Below are 20,637 nucleotides of genomic sequence, written 5' to 3' on the forward strand. Positions count from 1 at the left end.
CGGGCAGATTTCAGGCGTTTGTTGCCCCTTTCTTTCACACGAACAGAATGACGAGTCGAAAAAAGTGAATGCGGTTCTGTCGCAGACTGCATGGCTTGCGGAACAAAGGCGGTTTTGTTCCTGCCATTGCTGGTAGTATTACGGTTGCAAAGTCCATTTTCTGAATTGGGTGCGGCTAGAACTGGATTGGCCTAAGCGACGAACGATCGTTTTTCAGTTATAACCGTAGCATTGGGCCTAATTCTACCTTGCCTTTACGCAATAAATCATACGCCTTCCAAAGCAACGGAAAGAGGCGAAACTGTAACTTCACAGTAAAGCGGATGATCTGGGTACAAGAGTAGAAGTAATTAACTTAGATATCATGCTCTTGGACCGACGCCACGAATGTTGTTTACCCACCCCATTACATGTTCTTGTGCCAAATCTAACAAAATGTCAGGCAGGGCCATTGCGCTTTTAATTCAGTGCGAAAATAGTTTTGAAAAGTCTTTTGAACGCGGGCTGGCCGCACATTCACACACGCGTTGCATTGCATTTATTGAGTCCTTGCCTATCAGCCCGTCTATTGGACCGGCATAACGTGCTTCCCAATAAAAACTCAGAAGTCTCTGCATCTCTTTGGCAGTATCTTTGTCCCAGTCTGAAGCGGAGCGTTCAAGGGGTAGGCTTTCGCCGTTACGCAATGCAGCGTAGTAGTATTTTGCTGCCTGTTCAGGGTTTTTTTTAACACCGCGACCTACTTCGTAGTTCCATCCGGCTTCGACATTGAAGCGGCTCTCGCCGCTATCTGCAAGTGCGAGAACCCAAAAAGCATAACGCTCTGCGTTTTCTGAAAAACCACTCTTGCCGGAATAAATCTGAATTAAACGGCGTTGGGCATGCGTATCACCTGCACTAGCAGCTGCTTCAAAAAGCACTGTAGCTTTTTGTCTGGTGTTCGGGTTTTCATGAGCGAAGTATTCATTTGCAAGACGGTTTTGGGCTGGAATATTCCCTGCTTTTGCAGCACGGTTAAGAAATTTTAAACCTAATGCTCTTTGCTCTTTTGTGGACCGTGTATTGGACACCAAACGTTGGCCAATCTGGAACATCGAATCCGGGTCACCAGCGCTAGCCGCGATTTCATAATAAAACATTGCCTTATCATATTTTGGAACGGATGACCCAGTCGCCCCACTGAAGTGGTCGCCAAGTATTTTCGCAAATTCTGCATTCCCACCGCGCGCTTCCGTTTCGAAAAACAAAATGCCTTCCTCAACAAGCGCATTGTTATCACTCTGCAATAGCAATTTTCCCAGTTTTACCCTGGCCAAAGAATGACCGAGTCTGGTTGCTTCTCTGAAGTGATTAACGCTAGCCTCAGTGTTTCCACCGAGCAGTTCTACCCGCGCAAGATTATAAAAACTGCGGGCATGCTGTGGATGTCCTTCAGTTGCGATTTTACAGGCAGGTATCGCTACTTCGAGTTCAATATTTTCGTCAATTACTCCAGGCGGCCCGTTTGGCTTTGATAAGTCGTCTGGGTCCGATGCCAACCTATCGCATGCCAATACCAACGGACTCTCGGTCAAAAGAGGATCTGGTGCCTTTGTTTCTTCTTGTTGAGTGGTTTGGGTGGCTGGAACCAAGTAAATTTCTCGATCTGGTAATGAGCCGTAGGTGAACGGCTCTTGGTAACCATCCGTCAGTGACAATACAGTGGATCGAACCTTTCGAAAGAGTCGCCCAATTTCGAGGCCAGGCTCTTCAATGTGTTCAAGCAACGCCTGAGCGTAAGGACTATTTCTACCGTCGCCGTCCAGCGCCAACGTACCTGCACGAGCGGCGTATCCGACCAAAACGCCACCAGGATCAACCCGGCCAAGCCCCCGACCGATCGAACGTGTGGTGGAAGTCCGTGTCATGTTTGTTAGGAATGGATTATTTCGGCATGCATCCACAAGAACCACTTTCAAACCGTTGGCAACTGCCACGGAGTTCACAACTGTATCAAGGCGAATGGCCTCAAGTTCAACGTCGACGTCACTTTTCAGCTCTGCGTTGACCGGAACAAGGAAGTTAGTGTTGTCGATCTCGATCCCGTGCCCGGCAAAGTAAATAAGTACTGTTTCGGCATCTCGTGCGACTAGGGCAAAGTCGCGTACCGCCAGGCGCATCGAGCGGTAGTCCAAATCAATACCTTCGGTTACCTCAAAACCAACGCGGCCAAGCGCCAAAGAAATGTCTCTTGCGTCATTGGCAGAGTTAGGGAGATTGGAGACGTGCTGATAATGGGAATTTCCTATCACCAAAGCAACTCGCTTACCCTCAGCTGCGCTTGCGCTTGGCATGAAAATAGAGCCCATTGCAAATACTATGGCGCAAAACAATTTAACAAATACCGGCATCGTAGTACTCACACAAAGTTAAGTTAGGCGGTCAGGAAAGATCAAACTGAGGTCTGGACCAGAAAACCATTCTTGAATTTCTTCCAAATGCCGGAACGATCTCCATTGAACCAAAAACCAGCAAACCAATTGTACCGAAGATGATGAAACTATCAAAGTGCTTGGGATCAGGACACATGGCCAATAAATGGCGACTGAGGCTAGTGTGGGGGTAGTAGTGAAATCTGTCGTATCTGGTTGCCACATTGCACTTATTTTTCAGTCGGCCAAACATGATCTCTAGACGCACAATGGACCTCTTGAGTACATGCGCTCTTCAACACCGCTAACCTGAGCGACTTGACCAAAGTTGCGCGGAGATGCTGTGCATCCGAGTCCCGCTCTCGCTTCGGAATGTCGAAGACCTGTTGGACGAGCGAGGCGTCGACGTGAGCCACGAAACTGTTCAATATTGGTGGAATAGGTTTGGCCTGATGTTTGCTGCTGAGATCAGATGGAAACGTGTTCAGCAGCTGCGAGTTCTCCAAATGGAAGTAGAACGTGGACGAGGTTTTCGTGCAGGTATTTAGCAAGCAGCAATATTTTTGGCGCGCTTTTGATCACGAAGGCTGGGTGCTGGGAACAATTGTTATCAAACGCCGAAACAAGGCAGCGCTCACAAAAAAGGACAGGCAAGTGGCTCAATGATCGGGCGGAGAATTTGTGCCTCCCGTTTCGACGAGTAGAACGGGTCATGCAACGTTTCAGGCGCATGCGAAGTTTGCAGAAATTCGCCTCCTTCCAGTCCTATGCCGACAACCATTCCAATCAAGAAAGATCGGTCACCAGCGGAGACACCTTCAAACTGATACGCACCGCCGCTCTTGCCGAGTGGCTTCAACTTTGTTTCGGATAGGTTCGTGGTTTCCTCGGCAAACTGAGACTGGTGCGAATTTGTCTGATAGCCTCCTTTAGATCGCAGCAAGAGGGCCACTTTATCGTCCAATACGCTCGCTGATGATAAAAGACTGCGCCTGCGGCGAAGGGCGGCTATTCGGGTTTCACCAGCAGTATTGGCATGGCGTGTCTGAGGTCCGAAATGGACCGTCCTCGACACCCGAAAGTCTTGCTGTACATGCGAGGTTCCGCGTCTGATGGACGGTCGCAATGCGCAGTCTAAGGTTGCTCGCGGCGATCGCTTGATAGTTGGCAAAGTCACCATTGCTACCCTTGCTGGGGACTATGCTGAACGATCGGTTTCACACGCGACGAACGTTCGAACGTCAACAGGTGAGAACTTTGGCCTCAGAACGTAGAAACAACCTTCGCCAATTCTCGTGCCGCGGCAGCATCTTGAAGCGGTGGCAATCCGAATAATCGTCGATACTCGCGGCTGAATTGGGACGTGCTTTCATAGCCTACACGGTAAGCCACCGAAGCAGCGTTGCCTTCACGGGCAACCAGGTAACGCTTGGCTTCATGCAGCCGGATCTGCTTTTGGTATTGGAGTGGGCTGATACCAGTGAATTTCTTAAAGCGACGGTGGAAGGTCGTAAGGCTCATGCCCGCCAATTCGGCCATTTCACGGACCTCTAAGCGTTCGGCATGATTTTGACGTATGAATTCCATCGTCTGACGAATGCGGGATAGATCGGAATCTGCTGTGCCAATCTGACGTAAGAAGGGACCCATTGGCCCAACGAGAAACCTGTACAGAAGTTCCTGCTCATAGAGAGGTCCAAGTGCCGCTATTTCATCCGGGCGGTCAAGCACGCCTAAAAGTCTGCCCCAAGTTTCAATCAGCAATTCAGAAGCTGACTGCAAACCAAAACTTTGATCGCCTGAGTGCTCAGATATAGGGGCTTTTCGCATCGCGTCAGCGAGTTTTGTTGTATTGATCGTTAAAGCAAGCGCCAAAAAAGGTTCGCTGACAGATGCGCGGGTGACTTGTCCGAGTGCAGACAATTCTGCGGCTATCACTAGACACGAGCCACCCGAATAATCCAGCGCCCTATCCCCTATGATGGTGCGCTTTTCACCCTGTAAAATCAGGCAAACGCTTGGCTCATATATGAGTGGGATCAGCTCCGTAGGCTGGTCCAGCTTATGTACTTCCAATTCGGGAATCGCAGATGAGCCTGCATGTTTCAACGCCAGCTCTTTGAGATTGGATAGTTGTTTCATGCAAGGAAATAGGCGGTTTATCTGCGGATAGTCAACAATGTGATAGAAATAGGCAATGATTGCACATAATCAGGCAGCCCCCCCCTTTCTCCATGCCCATATGCTCATCAACGATCATGCAAGAATGGAGTATTGATATGAAAAAGCGACAACTGGGCAGCCAAGAACTTGAAGTATCCGCCCTCGGCTATGGTGCAATGGGGGTGACGTCTTTCTATGGAGCAAGTGATGAGGCGTCCGCGCTTGCCGCTGTCCAAAAAGCCTATGATTTAGGGGTCACCTTCTTCGACACAGCAGAGCTGTACGGCTGGGGCGAAAATGAAAAGTTCATTGGTCGCGCGGTCAAAGATTTTCGAGATGACATCGTGATCGCAACCAAGTTCGGATTCTCGCCCGATCCCGACGGCGGATTGAGTATCGGATTAAACAGCACACCCGAAAACATCCGTAGGGTGGCCGAAAACAGCCTGCGTTATCTGAAAACCGACCGAATTGATCTTCTCTATCAGCACCGGCCAGACCCAAATGTTCCGATTGAGGACGTTGCAGGCACCGTCGCTGATCTAATCAAAGAAGGCAAAGTGCTGCATTTCGGGCTAAGTGAAGCGGGTGAGAAAACACTCCGACGCGCCCATGCTGTGCAACCCGTCGCAGCACTGCAAACAGAGTATTCGCTCTTTGCTCGGGATGTAGAAGTGCTGTTTCCGGTGCTGCGCGAACTTGGGATCGGTTTTGTTCCCTATTCACCACTAGGGCGCGGGTTCCTGACAGGTCACGCAAAACCCGCAGACGAATATGAAGAGACCGACTTCCGGAAGTTCGACCCACGTTGGCAGCCCGGCAACTATGAAAAGAACGTTTATGCGGTCGAAAAACTCAAAGTGCTCGCCGAAACAAAGAACGCATCAGTCTCGCAACTAGCGTTGGCGTGGCTTTTGGCGCAGGGCGACGACATCGTTCCAATCCCAGGTACACGTAGCCAAGAACGCCTCGCGGAGAATGTCGGAGCATCAGCACTGGATCTGAATGCTGATGACTTGAGTGCTATCGCGGAAATCCTGCCGAAGGGTGGGTTTGGTGCGCGATACGCCGATGCGTTCATGCCGCAATGGGACTAGTCTCGCACTCATCGAGCGGCATTGTCTGACTTGAATTCGATGCAGAAGTTTCAGCAAGCGGTCATCGGCTTAAAAAGCCCGATGGCCGCTTCGTCCGTGATCCGGTGCTGTACGCATGCCTTGAAGTGCACTTTAGCTGCATCCGCAAGAGCAGCTCGCTCGATCATGAAAGGCGGCCATTTGCAGCCGGGGAAGCAAGGCAAACTATGTAGGGTGGCATCCCCCTTTGGAATGCGGAAAAGTAGACTCGCACAGTTGCTATATTTGGCCCTTTGCCAACTCGAGTGGCGGTATCTGTCTTAAGTTCACGCAATATGGGGTCTTTTAGCGGTTGCAATATTCACGAGCGTTTTTGATCCCATTCACTCGACCATGTATACTGTTTCGCTGGTGTCTATTGCCTGTTGCGCCGCTTGCCCCATTCTGACGGCCCAGAGTCCGTCATTCAAACTCACATCCGGTTTTGTTTTTTCGCCACGAAGCACGGCCAAGAATCCTTTGTGCTGATAGTAGGTCGATCCATTGTGATCCCCAGCCGCCAACAGGTTCGGGTCTACTGGGACGTCCGTTGATACCGGACCTTTGGGATTGCGCGGACTAATGATTACTCGCGGCGGGGGGGGTGCGCCCAAGTGATCCTGCCAAAAGCGCCCGGGTCCTGGAACCAACGCCTCGATTTTAGCATCTGGTCCGATGGCCGAAATTTCTTCCTGATAGCGAGAGCCTTCGGCAAACATGCAAAGTTCCAACATCGCGCGCGCACCCGACGCAAAGTCGACAAGAACATAGCCGTGATCCAGAATATCTGGGGTCTGGCCGTCGTAACTCTCGTCCAAATGGTTCACCGCCTGCCCACCACTTGCCGTTATACGCACCGGGTCGGATTGCAATATCAGACGCATTAGGTCGAAGAAGTGGCAGCATTTTTCAACAAAAGTACCGCCAGTATTGCGGTTGAAACGGTTCCAGTGACCGACCTTGTCCAGGAAAGGAAAACGATGCTCGCGGATCGATAACATTTTTATACCACCTGTCACCTGTGCCTCCTCGATCAGAGCCGCAACAGGGGGCATGTACCGGTATTCCATCGCGACCCAAATCGGGCAGGGGTAGTCGCGCTGCAGCTGCTCGACCCGGGCCACGTCTTGTGTGTCGGTGAACAATGGCTTTTCCACCAAAAGCGGTAACGGACGTGTTTCAGCGATTTCGCAGATTTGGTCCACATGAAGATGGTTTGGGCTAACAATGACGACGCAGTCCAGTTCTTCAACTGCCAGAAGCTCTTGCACGGAACCCACCATCGCTGCAGTTGGAGCAATTGACTTGGCGACTTTTGCCATCTCTGGATCGGGCTCAAAGATCGCTGCCACATTCGTACCGTCCAGCAATCCGATATTGTGCAGGTGCTCTTGCCCCATCATTCCGCATCCAATCAGCCCGTAATTGATGGTCCGGGTCATGTGCGATTCCTTTTACTTCAAACGTTGTACGTAGTTGGCCCGATCTGGGTCGAACCATGTTTTTGAGAATTCAACGGGTTCGGCGATTTCCGACCAGCTGAACCGCTCGATATAACCTACCGTTTGACCCGCTGGTTTGGTGAAGTCAGGAGGAGTCCAGTCCGGTAGAGGCTGGACCGAGACTCTGTCTTCGGCTCTTGCGATCCAAAAGCCCAACTGGTGCTGATAATAGCGATAGAGTGAGTCAGACAGGAGGTTCTGGTCGACAAGGCCCGCTGATTCGTCCAGCCAAATTTCTTCAACAGCGATGATTGTATCATTCAGGTAGCGCATCCGCCGTACGCGCGAACCGGCATAAGAAACACCGAATTTTGGCAGATCGACTGGCTTCTTCAGATGGTCAACTGACAGGATATCCGCACGTGGAAGGCCACCCCCTTCAGGTAGTTCCAGCCTGAACATTGCATAGACGCTATTTTGTGTACCGGTCTCTCGTATGTAGTTGCCTGAGCCTTGGATACGCTCCAACATCCCCTTTTTCTCTAACTCAGAGAGCGATTTTCGTAGCGTTCCAACCGAGACATTCAGCTCCGCCGCCATCTCGCGCTCGGGCGGCAAACGCTCACCATCAATAAGGCGCCCGGCGGCGACGTCGCGGATCAGAAGTTCCGCGATCTGAATATATACCGGCAGGGCATTTGGGTTTCGGTTGGATGCAGGCACGGTAGACGCTTCACTCGGTCGCAGCAAAAATTGATACACTATTGATCTACATCAAAGCGATTGCTACGCAAGAGGAAAGTCAAAGATGTACGGAGCGTGAATCAAATGAGCATCGTCCCCATCACATCCCCCGATCTGAATGCGGCCGAAGTTTCGTGGTTTGCTGCGCTGTGTTCCGATGATTACCAGTTCCTTGGCATTCCCGATGGCAACCTGCGGTCGAGTTGGGAACACTGCTCAAGCATTGTGAAGGAGGCCGAAGCGCAGGGGTTTCGAAACATCCTATGCCCGTCTTCCTATCAGGTGGGTCAGGACACACTGAGCTTTGTCGCGGGCTGCGCACCCATCACCGACCGGATCAACCTGCTGGCCGCCGTACGCTGTGGTGAGATGCAACCGATCATGCTGGCCCGCACCATTGCAACGCTGGATCACATGCTGAAGGGGAGGTTGACGGTCAACATCATCTCATCGGATTTTCCCGGTGAGAAAGCCGACAGCGCGTTCCGCTATCAGCGCTCGCGCGAAGTAGTAGAAATCCTGAAACAGGCTTGGACGCAGGATGAGATCAATCATACAGGCGAGGTCTATAACTTCTCAGGCCTGACCACCGACCCGGCCAAGCCATACCAGACTGGAGGGCCGCTACTTTATTTCGGCGGCTATTCTCCCTCTGCGCTGGACCTATGTGGCGAGCATTGTGACGTCTACCTGATGTGGCCCGAAACCAAAGACCAACTGGCCGAACGCATGAAGGCCGTCCACGCAGTCGCCGAGAATTACAACCGCACACTGGACTATGGCCTGCGCGTCCACATGATCGTTCGCGATACCGAAGCCGAGGCGCAAGAATACGCCGATTACATCGTCTCGAAACTGGACGACGAGTATGGCCGCGCGATACGGGAACGGGCGCTGGATTCGACCTCGCTGGGCGTGGCGCATCAGGCCAAGAACCGCGATCTGGCCGATGAGTATGGCTATGTTGAACCCGGCCTGTGGACCGGCGTCGGACGTGCGCGTTCGGGCTGCGGAGCCGCGCTGGTCGGGTCGACCGATCAGGTTATGTCGAAGATAGAAGAATACCAAAAAATGGGCATTCGTGCCTTCATCTTCTCGGGCTACCCTCACATGGACGAAGCCCGCCATTTCGGCAGCCGTGTTCTGCCGAACTTGAAAACCTGCTCCCTTCCCGAAGCTTACGGAAGGGTTCCTTCAAATACCCCGGCAACTCCGCTGGGCAACGGAGTTCGTCGCTGATGCAACGTGTGAAACTTTCTGACTCGCTGGAGATGAGCCGCCTTGTCTATGGCATGTGGCGCTTGGGCGACGACACAGACACATCGGCGGCTCATGTCGAAGCCAAAATCCAGGCCTGTCTGGATCAGGGTATCACCACCTTCGATCAGGCTGACATCTATGGGGGCTACGAGGCTGAGGCTGTTCTGGGTACGGCCCTGCGCATCAACCCAAACCTGCGCCATAAGATGGAGATCGTCACCAAATGTGACATCATCGCGCCGGTTGGCCGTTACGCGGATGCGAAAGTAAAATACTACGACACCTCGCGCGCTCACATTCTGAAATCGGTCGACACGTCGCTGTCCGAAATGGCGATTGACCATATCGATCTGCTTCTGATCCACCGTCCCGATCCCATGATGGACCATCATGAAACTGGCGCCGCTTTGGACGAGGTCGTCGCCAGCGGCAAGGTCGGCGCGGTAGGCGTGTCGAATTTCCGGCCTTGGGATTGGTCCCTGCTGCAATCGGCGATGAAAACCCAATTGGTCACCAACCAGATCGAGATTTCTCTGGGCGAGATCAGCCCCTTCACCAACGGTGATCTGGCATTTCACCAGCAACACGGCCATCCGCTGATGGCATGGTCGCCGTTGGGTGGTGGGTTGCTGATGGCCGGAAACCCGCCTGTGGGCGTTGTCGCGGATGAAATTGCGGCCGAGTTCGGCGTGGATCGCGCCGCCGTTGCCGTAGCGTTCCTGCTGGCACATCCGGCCAACATTCTGCCGGTTCTGGGCACCAACAATCTGGACCGGATCAAACGCGCCTCGGACGCGCTGAAAGTCAAACTGGATCGTGAAAGCTGGTACCGCCTCTATGAGGCGGCGCTGGGGCATGAGGTGCCATGATGAACGCAATCTCAAAGGACATAACCCACACCTTCGTTCCGCATAAGGACGACACCCGCACCTTACGCGACGCCTTTGGCCGCTTTGCCACCGGTGTCACCATCGTCACTTGCGACAGCGCGGATGGCCCGGTCTGCATCACGGCCAATAGCTTTTCGTCCCTGTCATTGGACCCGCCCTTGATAATGTGGGCGGGCGACCGCAACTCGCGCCGCTTCCCCTATTTCCACAAAGCCCGCCATTTCAGCGTCCATGTGCTGTCTGCGGAACAGGCCGAGCTGTGCTTTGGTTGCTCGAAGGACGCCTTCGCCCTGCGCGACATTGCGCATGAGCAGTGCGAAAACGGAACGCCGATCTTGCCGAACTGCCTAGCGCGGTTCGAGTGTGAACAGCACGCGTATCACGATGCGGGCGACCACGTTATTGTCATTGGAAAGGTTCTTAAGGCCAGCATGGCGGATGGAGACGCGCTGACCTTTTACGCCGGGAAACTTGGCCAATTTGCGCAGCACTAAGCGCGATTTGACGACCGTGGGACATACCCGCGGCTGAACAAGGGAGGATCCGCATGGGCGGACTGGCATCGGTGCTTGCGCCGATTGCATTCGTGAACGAAACCGCGCTGCGTCTGGGCCGCGCGGTTGGTGTCGTTGCGATTGCACTCATGGTGATCGCAATCCTGATTCAAGTGTTCTTCCGGTATGTACTGGGCAATGCTCTGCCATGGCCGGATGAGGCCGCGCGGTTTTGCATGCTTTGGATGACCGGCCTGATGGCACCCACCGCCTTTCGCCGCGGCGGCTTTGTGGCCATCGACATGCTGGAGCGCTTATTGCCACGCTTAATCGGCCAATCGCTGAACCTGTTGCTGCTGCTGATCTCGCTCGCTGTCTTGCTGATTGCGGTCAATATCGGCTGGTCCGAGGTCACTGGCTTTGGCGGCAAATTCGCCACCGCAGCGCTATATCTTCCCACCTCATTCGGGTTCGACGAATGGTACCGCATCCCGCGCAGTTGGATGATGGCCTCGTTGTTGGTGGGGATCATTCTGCTGATTTCGGTGAATATCGAACTGATCCTGCGATCCTTCATAACACTGCTGGGCGGGGGTCACCTGTTGCCCGAAATTCCTGACGCGGCAGTGGGGGCCGAATAAATGCTGATCTGGTTCCTGCCCACCTTCCTGATATTCCTGCTGATCGGCCTGCCGGTCTTTTTCGCCCTTCTGGCCGCGCCCGGTATCCTGCTGTGGCTCAACGGTCAGACCAACGACATCACGCTGCTCTATCGCAATGTCTACAACGGCATGGACAGCTTCCCGCTGATGGCGATCCCTTTCTTCATGCTGGCCGGAGAGTTGATGAATCGCGGTGGTATTACTATCCGGTTGGTCGAGTTCAGTCAGGCCCTGATGGGCCATCTGCGCGGCGGCCTGGCGCATGTGAACGTGCTGAGCTCGATCCTCTTCGCGGGCCTCTCGGGGTCCGCCGTGGCAGATACTTCGGCGCTTGGGTCGATGCTGATCCCGGCGATGGAGAAACAGGGCTATACCCGCAAATTCGCCGCCGCGATCACAGCAGCCAGTTCGGTGATCGGACCGATCATTCCGCCTTCGGGCATCATGATCATTTACGCCTATGTGATGGGCGAAAGCGTCGCCGCACTCTTCCTCGCGGGTATCGTCCCCGGCGTTATGGTGGGCGTTGGTTTAATGCTGATGATCAAGCTGATGGCCGACCGCTACGACTTCCCCGTCGCAAGCCGCAAATATACCTGGCCCGAGCGGCGTCAGGCCAGCCTTAAAGCCTTTTTCCCATTGATGACCCCGGTGATCATTCTGGGCGGCATTCTGGGCGGCATCTTCACACCAACTGAGGCCGCCGCCGTCGCCGTGGGGTACGCCTTCATCATCGGCTTCTTCGTTCTGCGCACGCTGACATGGAAAGAAGTGCCAGAGGTGCTCAGCAACGCCGGCATGACCTCCGCCGTTGTCCTGTTGCTGGTAGGTGCGGCGATGGCGTTCAAGACGGTTGTCAGCCTCAGCCATGCGCCTGAACAACTGGCCTCGCTGATCCTCAGCCTGTCGGAAAATCCGCTTATCCTGCTGTTCCTGATCAACCTGCTGCTTTTCATCGTCGGCATGTTTCTGGACGCAGGTCCCGCGATCATCATACTTGGTCCGATCCTGGGACCCATCTTCACCAGCCTTGGTGTAGACCCGATCCATTTCGCCATCATCATGAGCGTCAACCTGACCGTCGGCCTCGCCACCCCGCCAATGGGCTTGGTCTTGTTCGTCGCCGCCGCCGTATCGCGCGAGCGGGTCGAAACCATCGCCAAGGCGATCCTGCCGTTCCTGGCTGTCGAAATCATAGTGATCTTCCTGATCACCTATATCCCCGCACTATCCATGACGATCCCGAGGATAACGGGATTTGCCAACTGAGTATCACAGGGAGGAAACGCATGCTCAGAGACTTCATCAAATCCGCAGCGGTGGCCACATCGCTTGTGGCCGTGTCCGCCATGGCTGCGACGGCCGCCGATTACACATTGCGCGCCACCGCGAACTCAAACGAAAATGACGAAGACTATGACGGTCTGATCGTCTTCAAAAACTATGTCGAAGCCGCCTCGAACGGCGCAATCGAGGTCGAGCTGTTCATCGGTACCCAACTGTGTTCGAACGGCGCGGAATGCCTGCAAGGCGTGGCCGATGGCACCATTGACATCTATATCTCAACTTCGGGCGGGGCCTCTGGCATCTTTCCTTATGTGCAGGTTCTGGACCTGCCCTACCTGATGGCCGATGACCGCATTGCCGAGCATGTTCTGTCCGGTGATTTCACCCGCACCATGCGCGACATGGCACTGGAGGACTCTGGCGGCGCGATCCGTCTGATGACCATTGGCAATACCGGTGGCTGGCGCAACTTCGCCAACACCCAGCGCCGTATTGCCGAGCCTGCCGACATGGAAGGTCTGAAAATCCGCACCGTGGTCGCCGACTTGCCGCAGGAACTGGTCAAAGCTTTGGGAGCTTCGCCGACACCGATCCCATGGCCGGAACTGTTCACCAGCTTCCAGACCGGCGTGGTCGAGGGATCCAAGAACGGCATCACCGACATTATGGGCATGAAATTCCCTGACGCGGGTCTGCAATATGTCACGCTGGACGGCCATGCCTATATGGGCGCGCTGTGGTGGATGAACAACGCCAAGTTCCAGGAGATGCCCGAGGATATGCGCCGCGTCGTCGTCGACGGTTTCTATGCGCTGCAACAGGCCACCTTTGCCTCGCCCAAGCGAAAATCGATTCAGGCCTATGAGGATTTTGTCGCCGGTGGTGGAGACCTCTATGTCTTGACGCCCGATCAGAAGGCCGCGTTCAAAGATGCCGCAACTCCGGTTTATGACTGGTTCCAGTCCAACGTCGCCCGCGGGGACGAAATCTTTGGTGCGTTGACCGAAGCGGTTGCTGCGGCGGAGGCCGATGTGAACGCCTCACGCGATGCGGACCTGAACTAAATGCATGGGCCGGGCTTTGCAGCCCGGCCATCACCGAAACGGGTACATCCACCCTTTGTAGTCGTTGACCAGCACATGCGCCCTTTCGATCTGCTCCGGAGACATTTTCTTAACCACTTCCTCAAGGCTGATCGCCGCGTCGGGGTCGCCGCCAATGGCGCTGAGCGTGTACCACATATAAGCTCGCACCAAATCGGGCGCGGGCATGCCCAGACCCAATTCGTAATACCAGCCAACGCCCGACTGAGCCCCAGGATGTCCCTTCATCGAGGCGCGCAGATACCATTCAAAGGCCCGCTCGTAATCCTGCTCGACCCCGAGACCCAACCCGTACATCACGCCGATCAACTCCTCAGCCTCGGCGTTGCCCGAGCGTGCGGCTGGAAGAAGTTCCTCGCGCGCGGCTTCAAACTGACCGGCTTCCATCAAATCGCGCGCTTGCTCCAGTTCCGCCAGAGCTGGGGACGCAATTGTGCAAAGGGCGAAAACAAGCTGACGCATGGGATAGTTGCTCTCTTGTGGGTTGGGGCCGCTGCAGCACAGGATTTACCGCGCCCGCTAACCGATGATGACTTTGTTTCCTTTGATATGGAACAGGCCGCCGTCGGTCATCAACTGTTTTACGACCCGATCCTGTCAGGTAACCGCAACATCACCTGCGCCCATTGTCACCACCCGGATTTCGGCACCTCGGACGGGTTGTCACTGGGCATAGGAGAAGGCGGGCAGGGGTTGGGGCTGGACCGCACACCCGGCACTGGGGCAGACAGAATACGCAAACGCATCCCTCGCAACTCTCCGGGCTTGTGGAACCTTGGGGCCAAGGAAATTCACACCGTCTTTCACGACGGCAGGCTGAGCATTTCCAACGTCTATGGTAACAGCTTCAATTCCCCAGCGCAGGAGTGGCTGCCCGAGGGCCTGAATTCCCTGCTGGCGGCGCAGGCTTTGTTTCCCTTGACCTCACAATTCGAGATGGCGGGCAATGTGGCCGAGAATGAGGTCACAGGCGCGGTGCATGATCGAATAGACAAAGGCTGGCCGATTCTGGCGAAACGCGTCCGCACCGATCCACGCTATGGTCCGGCCATTGTCGCCGCCTTTGATGAGGTCGAGACGATCGAAGACATCACGATCACGCAAGTCGCCAACGCTCTGGCCGCTTTCATGGCGATCGAGTGGCGGAGCACCGACAGCCCGTTTGATCAGTACCTCGCAGGTGATTCAAATGCCCTTTCATCGGCCCAATTGGATGGGATGAAGCTTTTCTACGGCAAAGCCCGTTGCTTCACCTGCCACACCGGACCGCTCATGTCAGATCAGAAGTTCCATGCCTTGGGTTTACCGCCCTTTGGACCGGGTCGCACCCGGCAGTGGGATCCCTTCGTTCGGGATGTAGGCCGCATGGGTGAAAGCAACCGCCTTGAGGATGCTTATAGGTTCCGCACCCCTATGTTGCGCAACGTTGCCCTGACCGCGCCCTACGGTCACAATGGCGCCTTCCCCGATCTTGAAAGCGTCATTCGCCATCATTTAGATCCGCAGGCAAGCCTAGAAAAGTGGAGTCCTGAAATGGCTGCATTGCCCGAGGTGCCATGGTTGCAAAAAACGGATTTCTTAGTTTGGGAGGACGGCTATGAAATGGAGCGACAACGCAAAAAGAATGACATTGTTCCAATCCAGCTCACGGAGTTAGAAATTCAAAACCTGATTGCTTTTCTGCATTCATTGACAGGTATTAGCGTAGGTTCATTGAAGTTCGGGGTGCCGAAAGGGTTCATTCCTTAGCCATCCATCAGGAAAACATTCTGGCGGGATGCTCTAGGCGCACTTCGCCTATGTCTCAATCTTATACACCATTTGCAGCGGGGCAGATCTCGGCAATTAGATGTTTTGGGGCCAACGCATCGGTTGGGGCGGTCGCGTCCGAATGGGCCTCTGCCGCGTAGAATTTCACCTTGCTGTGCGCAGGTTTCAAATGTCGGTTTTGTTTGAGTTCATCTACGTTCAGGCTTTAAGGCTGCGACTAAAGTCCGGTTTGCCGAACCACATCGCAGCACCGATGGTTGCTGCAGGAGATCGGCTTTGGACTGTCCTAATCTGCGCCAGGTGGGTCTTTCAATGAAATGCCGCGCTCGCTCCGAGAGCTGCATTGAGCCTTTGCTAACTGATCCTGTGCGATGGACAGATGGCTGATTTCCGAAATTTGGTAGCTCTTACACGTTAATAAGTCTGCTTGCTTCTGCGACCTTAGTAGTATACCCCCCTATACTATATTTGGAGTATCTGCATGGGCCACCTCAACCGTGACAACTCAAAACTCATTGCCCGCCTCCGTAGGATCAAAGGTCAAGTCGAAGGCGTTGAGCGCGCGTTGGAAGCAGATGCCGATTGCAACGAGGTGTTGCGCCAGATTGCATCAATCAGAGGTGCGATGGCCGGGCTGACAAACGAAATGCTCGAAGAACACCTGCGCAGCCATGTAGTCGATGCTCCTACCGCGTCCGACCGCGAGAGCGGGGCGGAAGAAATGATCCAGATTCTGAAGTCGTATCTGAAGTAGCGAACACGGCTACGTCGAAAGGGCCTGCAATGAGCAATCAAGATGTATCCGCGTTCACCCACGAGCATGTTTTTCTTGGCGCAAATCAGGAACGCAACGAACGTAAGGTTTGGCTGGTGATTGCACTGACGGCTACGATGATGATCATCGAGATCACAGCCGGGCATTGGTTTGGGTCGATGGCGCTTGTCGCTGATGGGTGGCACATGTCCACGCACGCTGGAGCGATGCTGATCGCGGTTCTAGCCTACCGCTATGCACGGAAGAACGCCAACAACCGCAACTTCAGTTTTGGTACAGGCAAGGTTGGTGATCTGGCTGGCTTTGCGAGCGCCGTAGTGCTGGTGCTGATTGCTCTCCTAATTGGTTGGGAAAGCGCGCTGCGATTGGTAGAACCCGTACCGATCAGCTTCAATCAGGCCATCATGGTCGCAGTCGTAGGATTGATCGTCAACTTGGCCAGCGCATGGCTTCTGCGCGATGACCACCATCATCACCATCACGGGCATGGGCACCATCACCACGATCATGGCCACGAACAAGACAACAACTTGCGTGCCGCCTATCTGCACGTATTGGCGGATGCGCTGACTTCCGTCCTCGCGATTGTCGCGCTTTTGCTGGGAAGGGCGTACGGGTGGTTCTGGGCTGACCCGGTGATGGGCATTGTCGGCGCGATAGTGATCTCGCGCTGGTCATGGGGGCTTATCAGAGACACGGGCGGTGTCTTGCTGGACCGCACCCCAGACGGCGGGCATCTTGCGTCGGAGGTGCGCAGTGCAATCGAAAGCGACACCGACGAGATTACTGACCTTCACATCTGGCAGGTTGGTCCAGGTTATTACTCGGTTATCGTATCCGTCGCTTCAACCGCTCCAAGATCAACAGACGAATACAAGAGCCTGTTAGGTGGAATTGACCACGTGGCACACACTACGGTAGAGGTGAACAAAATCGTGGCAGCCGCATAAAGGCTCCAACCATTGGGCAGACGGATGTGATGAAACAGGCTTACGCGCACTTTCAGAGAGTTGGCTTGGCTGCCCTCTGTCTCGCGTTGTTCGTTTGGTCCGTAACGCCATCATTCTCGCACGTACCGGCGGTATTTGAGACGATCCACGACCATCTTGAAATGGTCGAGGATCACGGCCATTCGCACGGGTTCAAAGAAGACCTCTTTTGGGCGATGCACGGTCACAACCACGATGTAGCTGATCACGATCACAACCAAGCGTTTCTTTCCAGCGGTCCTGGCACCGCTCCTGATTTGCACGCAGGTGAAGCTTGGCGAAAGCTGACCTCTGCCGACGGCCCCACCCGACAGTTCCGAATAGACCGACCTCCGCGCGCTTGATCGGCTCTGCGCGGCTCACGCGCGTCACCGATCAATCCAAATACACAGCGGAGTTACTCCATGAGAACCTTCAATGAAGGCGTCAGACGCGATTCTAAGCGTCTTGCGTTCTTCGTCCTATCCATGTGGCTGCTATCGACCAGCGCAGCCATAGCGCATGATGTTACGCCCGGCGATGCTGGCTACATCCAAGAAATCTGGGGCGTGCATATGATCCCCTTCATGTATCTCGGGGCCAAACACATGGTCACGGGCTACGACCATATCCTGTTCCTCCTTGGCGTCGTCTTCTTCCTCTATCGGTCGAAAGACATTGCAGTCTACGTGAGCCTTTTTGCCGTGGGGCATTCCATCACGATGCTCGCAGGCGTCTGGTTTGGCTGGGGCATCAGTTCATACATTGTGGATGCCATCATCGGGCTGTCGGTTGTCTACAAGGCGCTCGACAACCTTGGGGCGTTTCAACGGTGGTTTGGTTTTCAGCCGAACACCAAGGCGGCGACTTTCATCTTTGGCCTGTTTCACGGCACTGGCTTGGCCACGAAGATACTGGACTACCAGATCGCACCCGATGGGCTGCTACCCAATCTCCTGGCCTTCAATGTTGGCGTCGAAATCGGGCAACTTCTGGCACTCGCAGCCATCCTCGTCGTCATGGGGTATTGGCGAAAGAGCGCCAAGTTTTTCGAGCAAGCCTACACCGTCAACGTCGTCATGATGACCATCGGCTTTGCGCTGATGGGATATCAACTCACCGGCTATCTCGTGGCCGCATAAGGAAAACCTCAAAATGTTTAATGCAAAGAAACCGAGCCTCGAAGAATTGCCCAGCTCAGCCCAGCTTCTACGATCCACCATCATTGCGGTTGCCAGCGCCGCCGCGATACTCGTTGCGGTCGTGTTGCCAGCTGAATACGGGATCGACCCGACAGGTGCAGGCCGCGTGCTTGGTCTGACTGAGATGGGGGAAATCAAGCAGGAGCTGGTCGATGAGGCGGAACAGGATCAACAACTCCACGGGGCTGATCAGTCGTCCAGCCTGCTGGATGACATCTTTGGTCTGTTTGTAAGCACGGCACACGCTCAGCAAGCGTGGCAGGATACAATCACGTTCACGCTTGAACCCGGTGCATACGCCGAAATCAAGGCGACCATGGATGCAGGAGCTACTCTTTTCTACGCGTGGGTGGCCGAAGGTGGTCGGGTCAACTTCGACCTCCATGCACACGCGGGCGACCAAAACGTGACCTACGAGAAAGGGCGCGGTCAAACCGAAGGCGAGGGCAGCTTTGAGACGCCCTTCGCCGGTGATCATGGCTGGTTCTGGCGCAACAGGGACGATGAGGCGGTCACCGTCACACTCAACCTGAATGGTGCTTACTCGGAAATTGTTAGAAGCGAGTGAGGCCTCAAGCCGCGCATCAAAACGATGGTGCGCGGCAACAAACCTGCCACTCGATGCTTCGCCGTCAGCGGTCACTGTGGCGGGATTCGAACCCGACCTATCCCCTCACGCCTAAGGCCAATGATGTCGCAGCCCTATAATCTGGCAGGTCACATCACTCCACTGCGAAGAGGCTCGCGGTTAGGTTTCTCCAATCGATCTACCCCAAATTCAAGCTCGAGTTAGCGCCCAGAACCGCAGGGGCAGGGCGATCGCCGCTGCCACCAGACCCAGAGTATAGCCGATCCAGATGCCGACCGCTCCGAGATCGAAAACGAACCCCAGTGCATAGCTTGCCGGCAAGGCAAGTGGCCAATAGGCCGTCAGGGTAATGATCGTCGGCAGGTTCATGTCCGACATTCCCCTTAGCGCACCCAGCGCAGTGCCCTGAACGCCGTCGGCAATCTGCAGCAATGCCACGATGAAAAACAACGTGACCGCGAGATCAATGACGGCCGGGTCGTCTGACATCGTTTCCGCCAGCATTCGGCCCGCAGCAATGAAGACGATTGCGGCGACCGCCTGCCAGAGCGTTACCATCACAAAGGACGCCTTCAGGATTGGTCTTAGCCTTTCTTGACTTCCCGCGCCGACTGCAAGACCCACACGGATCGAGGCTGCACCCGCCATGCCAAGCGGGATCATATAGGCCAACCCCGCAAGCGCGTTAACGATCTGATGGGCAGCCAGCGCCTCGGCACCCAACCAGCCCATCATCAGACCCACCACTGCGTAAGCCCCGCCCTCACCTGCGTATCCAAGACAGAGCGGCAGGGCGTCTTTGGCCTGTGACCAGATATCCGCCCATGCAACGGTCACCCGCTGGCGAAAGGGGGCCAGCCCGGGCGCGCGTATCAGCACATAAATCCCTGCAACTAACGAAATACATTGTGACAGTATGCTGGCCAGACCCGCGCCAAGAATTCCAAGATCAAAGATGTGAATAAAGGCATAGTTTGCGGGTACGTTGAACAGGACGCCCAGATAAGACAGCGCCACGGCTGTCCAGGGCCGCCCAACGGCGTCGAACAGTGCTTTCAGTCCGAAAAAAAGTGTAAATGGTACGATCCAGATCGCCATCGACATCCAGTACGGCAGCAGGATCGCCAGAACCTCTTTGGGTTGTCCCAGAGGCCCCAGCAGTGGATAAAGTACCATCATCACCAATGCCGCGCCGCCGCCGCCCAGAAAGCACAGCAACAGCCCGCTGCGTAATGCTAGGGCAACCCGTGCGGCATCGCGTGCCCCCTCGGCTTGGCTGATCTGGACGGAAATTGCGGTGACTACACCCCAAAGAGCAGAGATAAGAATGATCAGAACGGCGGTGGTCACGCCTGCCGCTGCCAGCGGGACCGTGCCAAGCGGAGAAATCATCGCCGTATCTACGACACCGATCAAAAGTGCGGCGGCCAGCCCGACCATCAGCGGCACGGCCAGCCGGATCAACGGCGTGAATTCGGCGCGGGTGGGCGCCTGCGAAATCAGGATTTGGTCTGTCATGGGGCACCTGCCGGACAATGTCCGGCGAAAGAGTCGCGGTAAGGAGCTTTATGCTCGGAATGAAGAGGGGCTGCTCAGCCCTGCGACGGGAACACCATGAAATTGGTCCTTTAGGGACAAGTTAACAGGTAAGGTTCTAGGGGAATAATTCTTCGGCGTCCAGATCACTTTTGCCGCGCTGTTTGCCGAACCCTGCCAAGGGCAGGAATAAGCAGGGTTCACCGGAACGTGGTGGGGCTCTGAT

The 20,637-nt window shown here is 54.9% G+C and carries 20 protein-coding genes and 1 pseudogene; 13 read left to right on the forward strand and 8 right to left on the reverse strand.

What is annotated here, in order from left to right; genetic code table 11:
• Positions 1–464: 464 nt before the first annotated feature.
• Entirely contained in the window at positions 465–2,390 is a 1,926-nt protein-coding gene (locus tag ACXAGD_RS21080; protein WP_475213737.1) for a caspase family protein, read from the reverse strand.
• A 353-nt stretch (positions 2,391–2,743) separates the two neighbouring features.
• Here ACXAGD_RS21080 and ACXAGD_RS21085 point away from each other — a divergent pair.
• Positions 2,744–3,285 (forward strand): annotated as a pseudogene (locus ACXAGD_RS21085) (DDE-type integrase/transposase/recombinase); the annotation flags it as partial.
• A gap of 389 nt (positions 3,286–3,674) precedes the next feature.
• On the opposite strand, the gene ACXAGD_RS21090 reads toward ACXAGD_RS21085, so the two are convergent.
• Positions 3,675–4,553 carry an AraC family transcriptional regulator gene (locus ACXAGD_RS21090; RefSeq protein WP_475213739.1) on the reverse strand — a complete coding sequence of 293 codons (879 nt, stop codon included), beginning with the start codon at positions 4,551–4,553 and terminating at the stop codon, positions 3,675–3,677.
• 59 nt (positions 4,554–4,612) lie between these two features.
• Here ACXAGD_RS21090 and ACXAGD_RS21095 point away from each other — a divergent pair, with 59 nt between their 5' ends.
• Positions 4,613–5,671, forward strand: a complete 1,059-nt coding sequence (locus ACXAGD_RS21095; RefSeq protein ID WP_475213741.1) for an aldo/keto reductase — start codon at positions 4,613–4,615, stop codon at positions 5,669–5,671.
• Between the two features lie 362 nt (positions 5,672–6,033).
• Here ACXAGD_RS21095 and ACXAGD_RS21100 read toward each other — a convergent pair whose 3' ends face one another.
• A complete protein-coding gene (locus tag ACXAGD_RS21100; protein WP_475213743.1) occupies positions 6,034–7,131 on the reverse strand; it encodes a Gfo/Idh/MocA family protein in 1,098 nt (365 codons plus the stop codon).
• Between the two features lie 12 nt (positions 7,132–7,143).
• Positions 7,144–7,854, reverse strand: coding sequence for a GntR family transcriptional regulator (locus ACXAGD_RS21105; protein WP_475213745.1), 711 nt, complete (start codon positions 7,852–7,854; stop codon positions 7,144–7,146).
• A 105-nt stretch (positions 7,855–7,959) separates the two neighbouring features.
• Between ACXAGD_RS21105 and ACXAGD_RS21110 the strand changes: the two genes are divergently transcribed.
• The 6 genes from ACXAGD_RS21110 (at position 7,960) to ACXAGD_RS21135 (ending at position 13,532) form a co-directional block, all read left to right on the forward strand.
• Positions 7,960–9,114: an LLM class flavin-dependent oxidoreductase gene (locus tag ACXAGD_RS21110; protein ID WP_475213748.1), complete on the forward strand. Its 1,155-nt coding sequence runs from the start codon at positions 7,960–7,962 to the stop codon at positions 9,112–9,114.
• A complete protein-coding gene (locus ACXAGD_RS21115) occupies positions 9,114–10,004 on the forward strand; it encodes an aldo/keto reductase (protein ID WP_475213750.1) in 891 nt (296 codons plus the stop codon). Before ACXAGD_RS21110 ends, ACXAGD_RS21115 begins: the two co-directional genes overlap by 1 nt.
• Positions 10,001–10,519 carry a flavin reductase family protein gene (locus tag ACXAGD_RS21120; RefSeq protein WP_475213752.1) on the forward strand — a complete coding sequence of 173 codons (519 nt, stop codon included), beginning with the start codon at positions 10,001–10,003 and terminating at the stop codon, positions 10,517–10,519. Before ACXAGD_RS21115 ends, ACXAGD_RS21120 begins: the two co-directional genes overlap by 4 nt.
• 53 nt (positions 10,520–10,572) lie before the next feature.
• Positions 10,573–11,160, forward strand: coding sequence for a TRAP transporter small permease (locus tag ACXAGD_RS21125; protein WP_475213754.1), 588 nt, complete (start codon positions 10,573–10,575; stop codon positions 11,158–11,160).
• Positions 11,161–12,450: a TRAP transporter large permease gene (locus ACXAGD_RS21130; protein WP_170378746.1), complete on the forward strand. Its 1,290-nt coding sequence runs from the start codon at positions 11,161–11,163 to the stop codon at positions 12,448–12,450.
• A gap of 80 nt (positions 12,451–12,530) precedes the next feature.
• The gene (locus ACXAGD_RS21135) at positions 12,531–13,532 is read left to right on the forward strand and encodes a TRAP transporter substrate-binding protein (RefSeq protein ID WP_475214170.1); all 1,002 of its coding nucleotides are present in this window, start codon (positions 12,531–12,533) and stop codon (positions 13,530–13,532) included.
• A 30-nt stretch (positions 13,533–13,562) separates the two neighbouring features.
• Here the strand turns inward: ACXAGD_RS21135 and ACXAGD_RS21140 are convergent, their stop codons facing one another.
• The gene (locus tag ACXAGD_RS21140) at positions 13,563–14,033 is read right to left on the reverse strand and encodes a tetratricopeptide repeat protein (protein ID WP_475213756.1); all 471 of its coding nucleotides are present in this window, start codon (positions 14,031–14,033) and stop codon (positions 13,563–13,565) included.
• Positions 14,034–14,120: 87 nt separating this feature from the next.
• Here ACXAGD_RS21140 and ACXAGD_RS21145 point away from each other — a divergent pair, with 87 nt between their 5' ends.
• Positions 14,121–15,320, forward strand: coding sequence for a cytochrome-c peroxidase (locus ACXAGD_RS21145; protein ID WP_475214171.1), 1,200 nt, complete (start codon positions 14,121–14,123; stop codon positions 15,318–15,320).
• Positions 15,321–15,381: 61 nt separating this feature from the next.
• Here the strand turns inward: ACXAGD_RS21145 and ACXAGD_RS21150 are convergent, their stop codons facing one another.
• Positions 15,382–15,510: a hypothetical protein gene (locus tag ACXAGD_RS21150; protein ID WP_475213758.1), complete on the reverse strand. Its 129-nt coding sequence runs from the start codon at positions 15,508–15,510 to the stop codon at positions 15,382–15,384.
• A gap of 312 nt (positions 15,511–15,822) precedes the next feature.
• On the opposite strand from ACXAGD_RS21150, the gene ACXAGD_RS21155 reads away from it, so the two are divergent.
• Both ACXAGD_RS21155 and dmeF read left to right on the forward strand, forming a co-directional pair.
• Positions 15,823–16,095 carry a metal/formaldehyde-sensitive transcriptional repressor gene (locus ACXAGD_RS21155; protein ID WP_475213760.1) on the forward strand — a complete coding sequence of 91 codons (273 nt, stop codon included), beginning with the start codon at positions 15,823–15,825 and terminating at the stop codon, positions 16,093–16,095.
• Between the two features lie 29 nt (positions 16,096–16,124).
• Entirely contained in the window at positions 16,125–17,066 is a 942-nt protein-coding gene (gene dmeF / locus ACXAGD_RS21160; protein WP_475213762.1) for a CDF family Co(II)/Ni(II) efflux transporter DmeF, read from the forward strand.
• Positions 17,067–17,176: 110 nt separating this feature from the next.
• On the opposite strand, the gene ACXAGD_RS21165 is transcribed toward dmeF, so the two are convergent.
• Positions 17,177–17,326, reverse strand: a complete 150-nt coding sequence (locus tag ACXAGD_RS21165; RefSeq protein WP_475213764.1) for a hypothetical protein — start codon at positions 17,324–17,326, stop codon at positions 17,177–17,179.
• 183 nt (positions 17,327–17,509) lie between these two features.
• On the opposite strand from ACXAGD_RS21165, the gene ACXAGD_RS21170 reads away from it, so the two are divergent.
• Both ACXAGD_RS21170 and ACXAGD_RS21175 read left to right on the forward strand, forming a co-directional pair.
• Positions 17,510–18,226 (forward strand): HupE/UreJ family protein, encoded by a 717-nt coding sequence (locus ACXAGD_RS21170; RefSeq protein WP_475213766.1) that lies wholly within the window; start codon positions 17,510–17,512, stop codon positions 18,224–18,226.
• A 13-nt stretch (positions 18,227–18,239) separates the two neighbouring features.
• On the forward strand, positions 18,240–18,854 hold the full coding sequence (locus ACXAGD_RS21175) for a transmembrane anchor protein (protein WP_475213768.1): 615 nt from the start codon (positions 18,240–18,242) through the stop codon (positions 18,852–18,854).
• A gap of 210 nt (positions 18,855–19,064) precedes the next feature.
• On the opposite strand, the gene ACXAGD_RS21180 is transcribed toward ACXAGD_RS21175, so the two are convergent.
• Entirely contained in the window at positions 19,065–20,393 is a 1,329-nt protein-coding gene (locus ACXAGD_RS21180) for an MATE family efflux transporter (protein ID WP_475213771.1), read from the reverse strand.
• Positions 20,394–20,637: the final 244 nt, after the last annotated feature.

This window comes from Ruegeria sp. ABF4_144, from assembly GCF_056160045.1.

Excerpts from the sequence above, each read along its gene's own strand:
- ACXAGD_RS21080 (WP_475213737.1), bottom strand. The coding sequence starts at position 2,390 with ATGCCGGTATTTGTTAAATTGTTTTGCGCCATAGTATTTGCAATGGGC.
- ACXAGD_RS21090 (WP_475213739.1), bottom strand. The coding sequence starts at position 4,553 with ATGAAACAACTATCCAATCTCAAAGAGCTGGCGTTGAAACATGCAGGC.
- ACXAGD_RS21100 (WP_475213743.1), bottom strand. The coding sequence starts at position 7,131 with ATGACCCGGACCATCAATTACGGGCTGATTGGATGCGGAATGATGGGG.
- ACXAGD_RS21110 (WP_475213748.1), top strand. The coding sequence starts at position 7,960 with ATGAGCATCGTCCCCATCACATCCCCCGATCTGAATGCGGCCGAAGTT.
- ACXAGD_RS21115 (WP_475213750.1), top strand. The coding sequence starts at position 9,114 with ATGCAACGTGTGAAACTTTCTGACTCGCTGGAGATGAGCCGCCTTGTC.
- ACXAGD_RS21120 (WP_475213752.1), top strand. The coding sequence starts at position 10,001 with ATGATGAACGCAATCTCAAAGGACATAACCCACACCTTCGTTCCGCAT.
- ACXAGD_RS21125 (WP_475213754.1), top strand. The coding sequence starts at position 10,573 with ATGGGCGGACTGGCATCGGTGCTTGCGCCGATTGCATTCGTGAACGAA.
- ACXAGD_RS21130 (WP_170378746.1), top strand. The coding sequence starts at position 11,161 with ATGCTGATCTGGTTCCTGCCCACCTTCCTGATATTCCTGCTGATCGGC.
- ACXAGD_RS21135 (WP_475214170.1), top strand. The coding sequence starts at position 12,531 with ATGGCTGCGACGGCCGCCGATTACACATTGCGCGCCACCGCGAACTCA.
- ACXAGD_RS21140 (WP_475213756.1), bottom strand. The coding sequence starts at position 14,033 with ATGCGTCAGCTTGTTTTCGCCCTTTGCACAATTGCGTCCCCAGCTCTG.
- ACXAGD_RS21145 (WP_475214171.1), top strand. The coding sequence starts at position 14,121 with ATGGAACAGGCCGCCGTCGGTCATCAACTGTTTTACGACCCGATCCTG.
- ACXAGD_RS21155 (WP_475213760.1), top strand. The coding sequence starts at position 15,823 with ATGGGCCACCTCAACCGTGACAACTCAAAACTCATTGCCCGCCTCCGT.
- dmeF (WP_475213762.1), top strand. The coding sequence starts at position 16,125 with ATGAGCAATCAAGATGTATCCGCGTTCACCCACGAGCATGTTTTTCTT.
- ACXAGD_RS21170 (WP_475213766.1), top strand. The coding sequence starts at position 17,510 with ATGAGAACCTTCAATGAAGGCGTCAGACGCGATTCTAAGCGTCTTGCG.
- ACXAGD_RS21175 (WP_475213768.1), top strand. The coding sequence starts at position 18,240 with ATGTTTAATGCAAAGAAACCGAGCCTCGAAGAATTGCCCAGCTCAGCC.
- ACXAGD_RS21180 (WP_475213771.1), bottom strand. The coding sequence starts at position 20,393 with ATGACAGACCAAATCCTGATTTCGCAGGCGCCCACCCGCGCCGAATTC.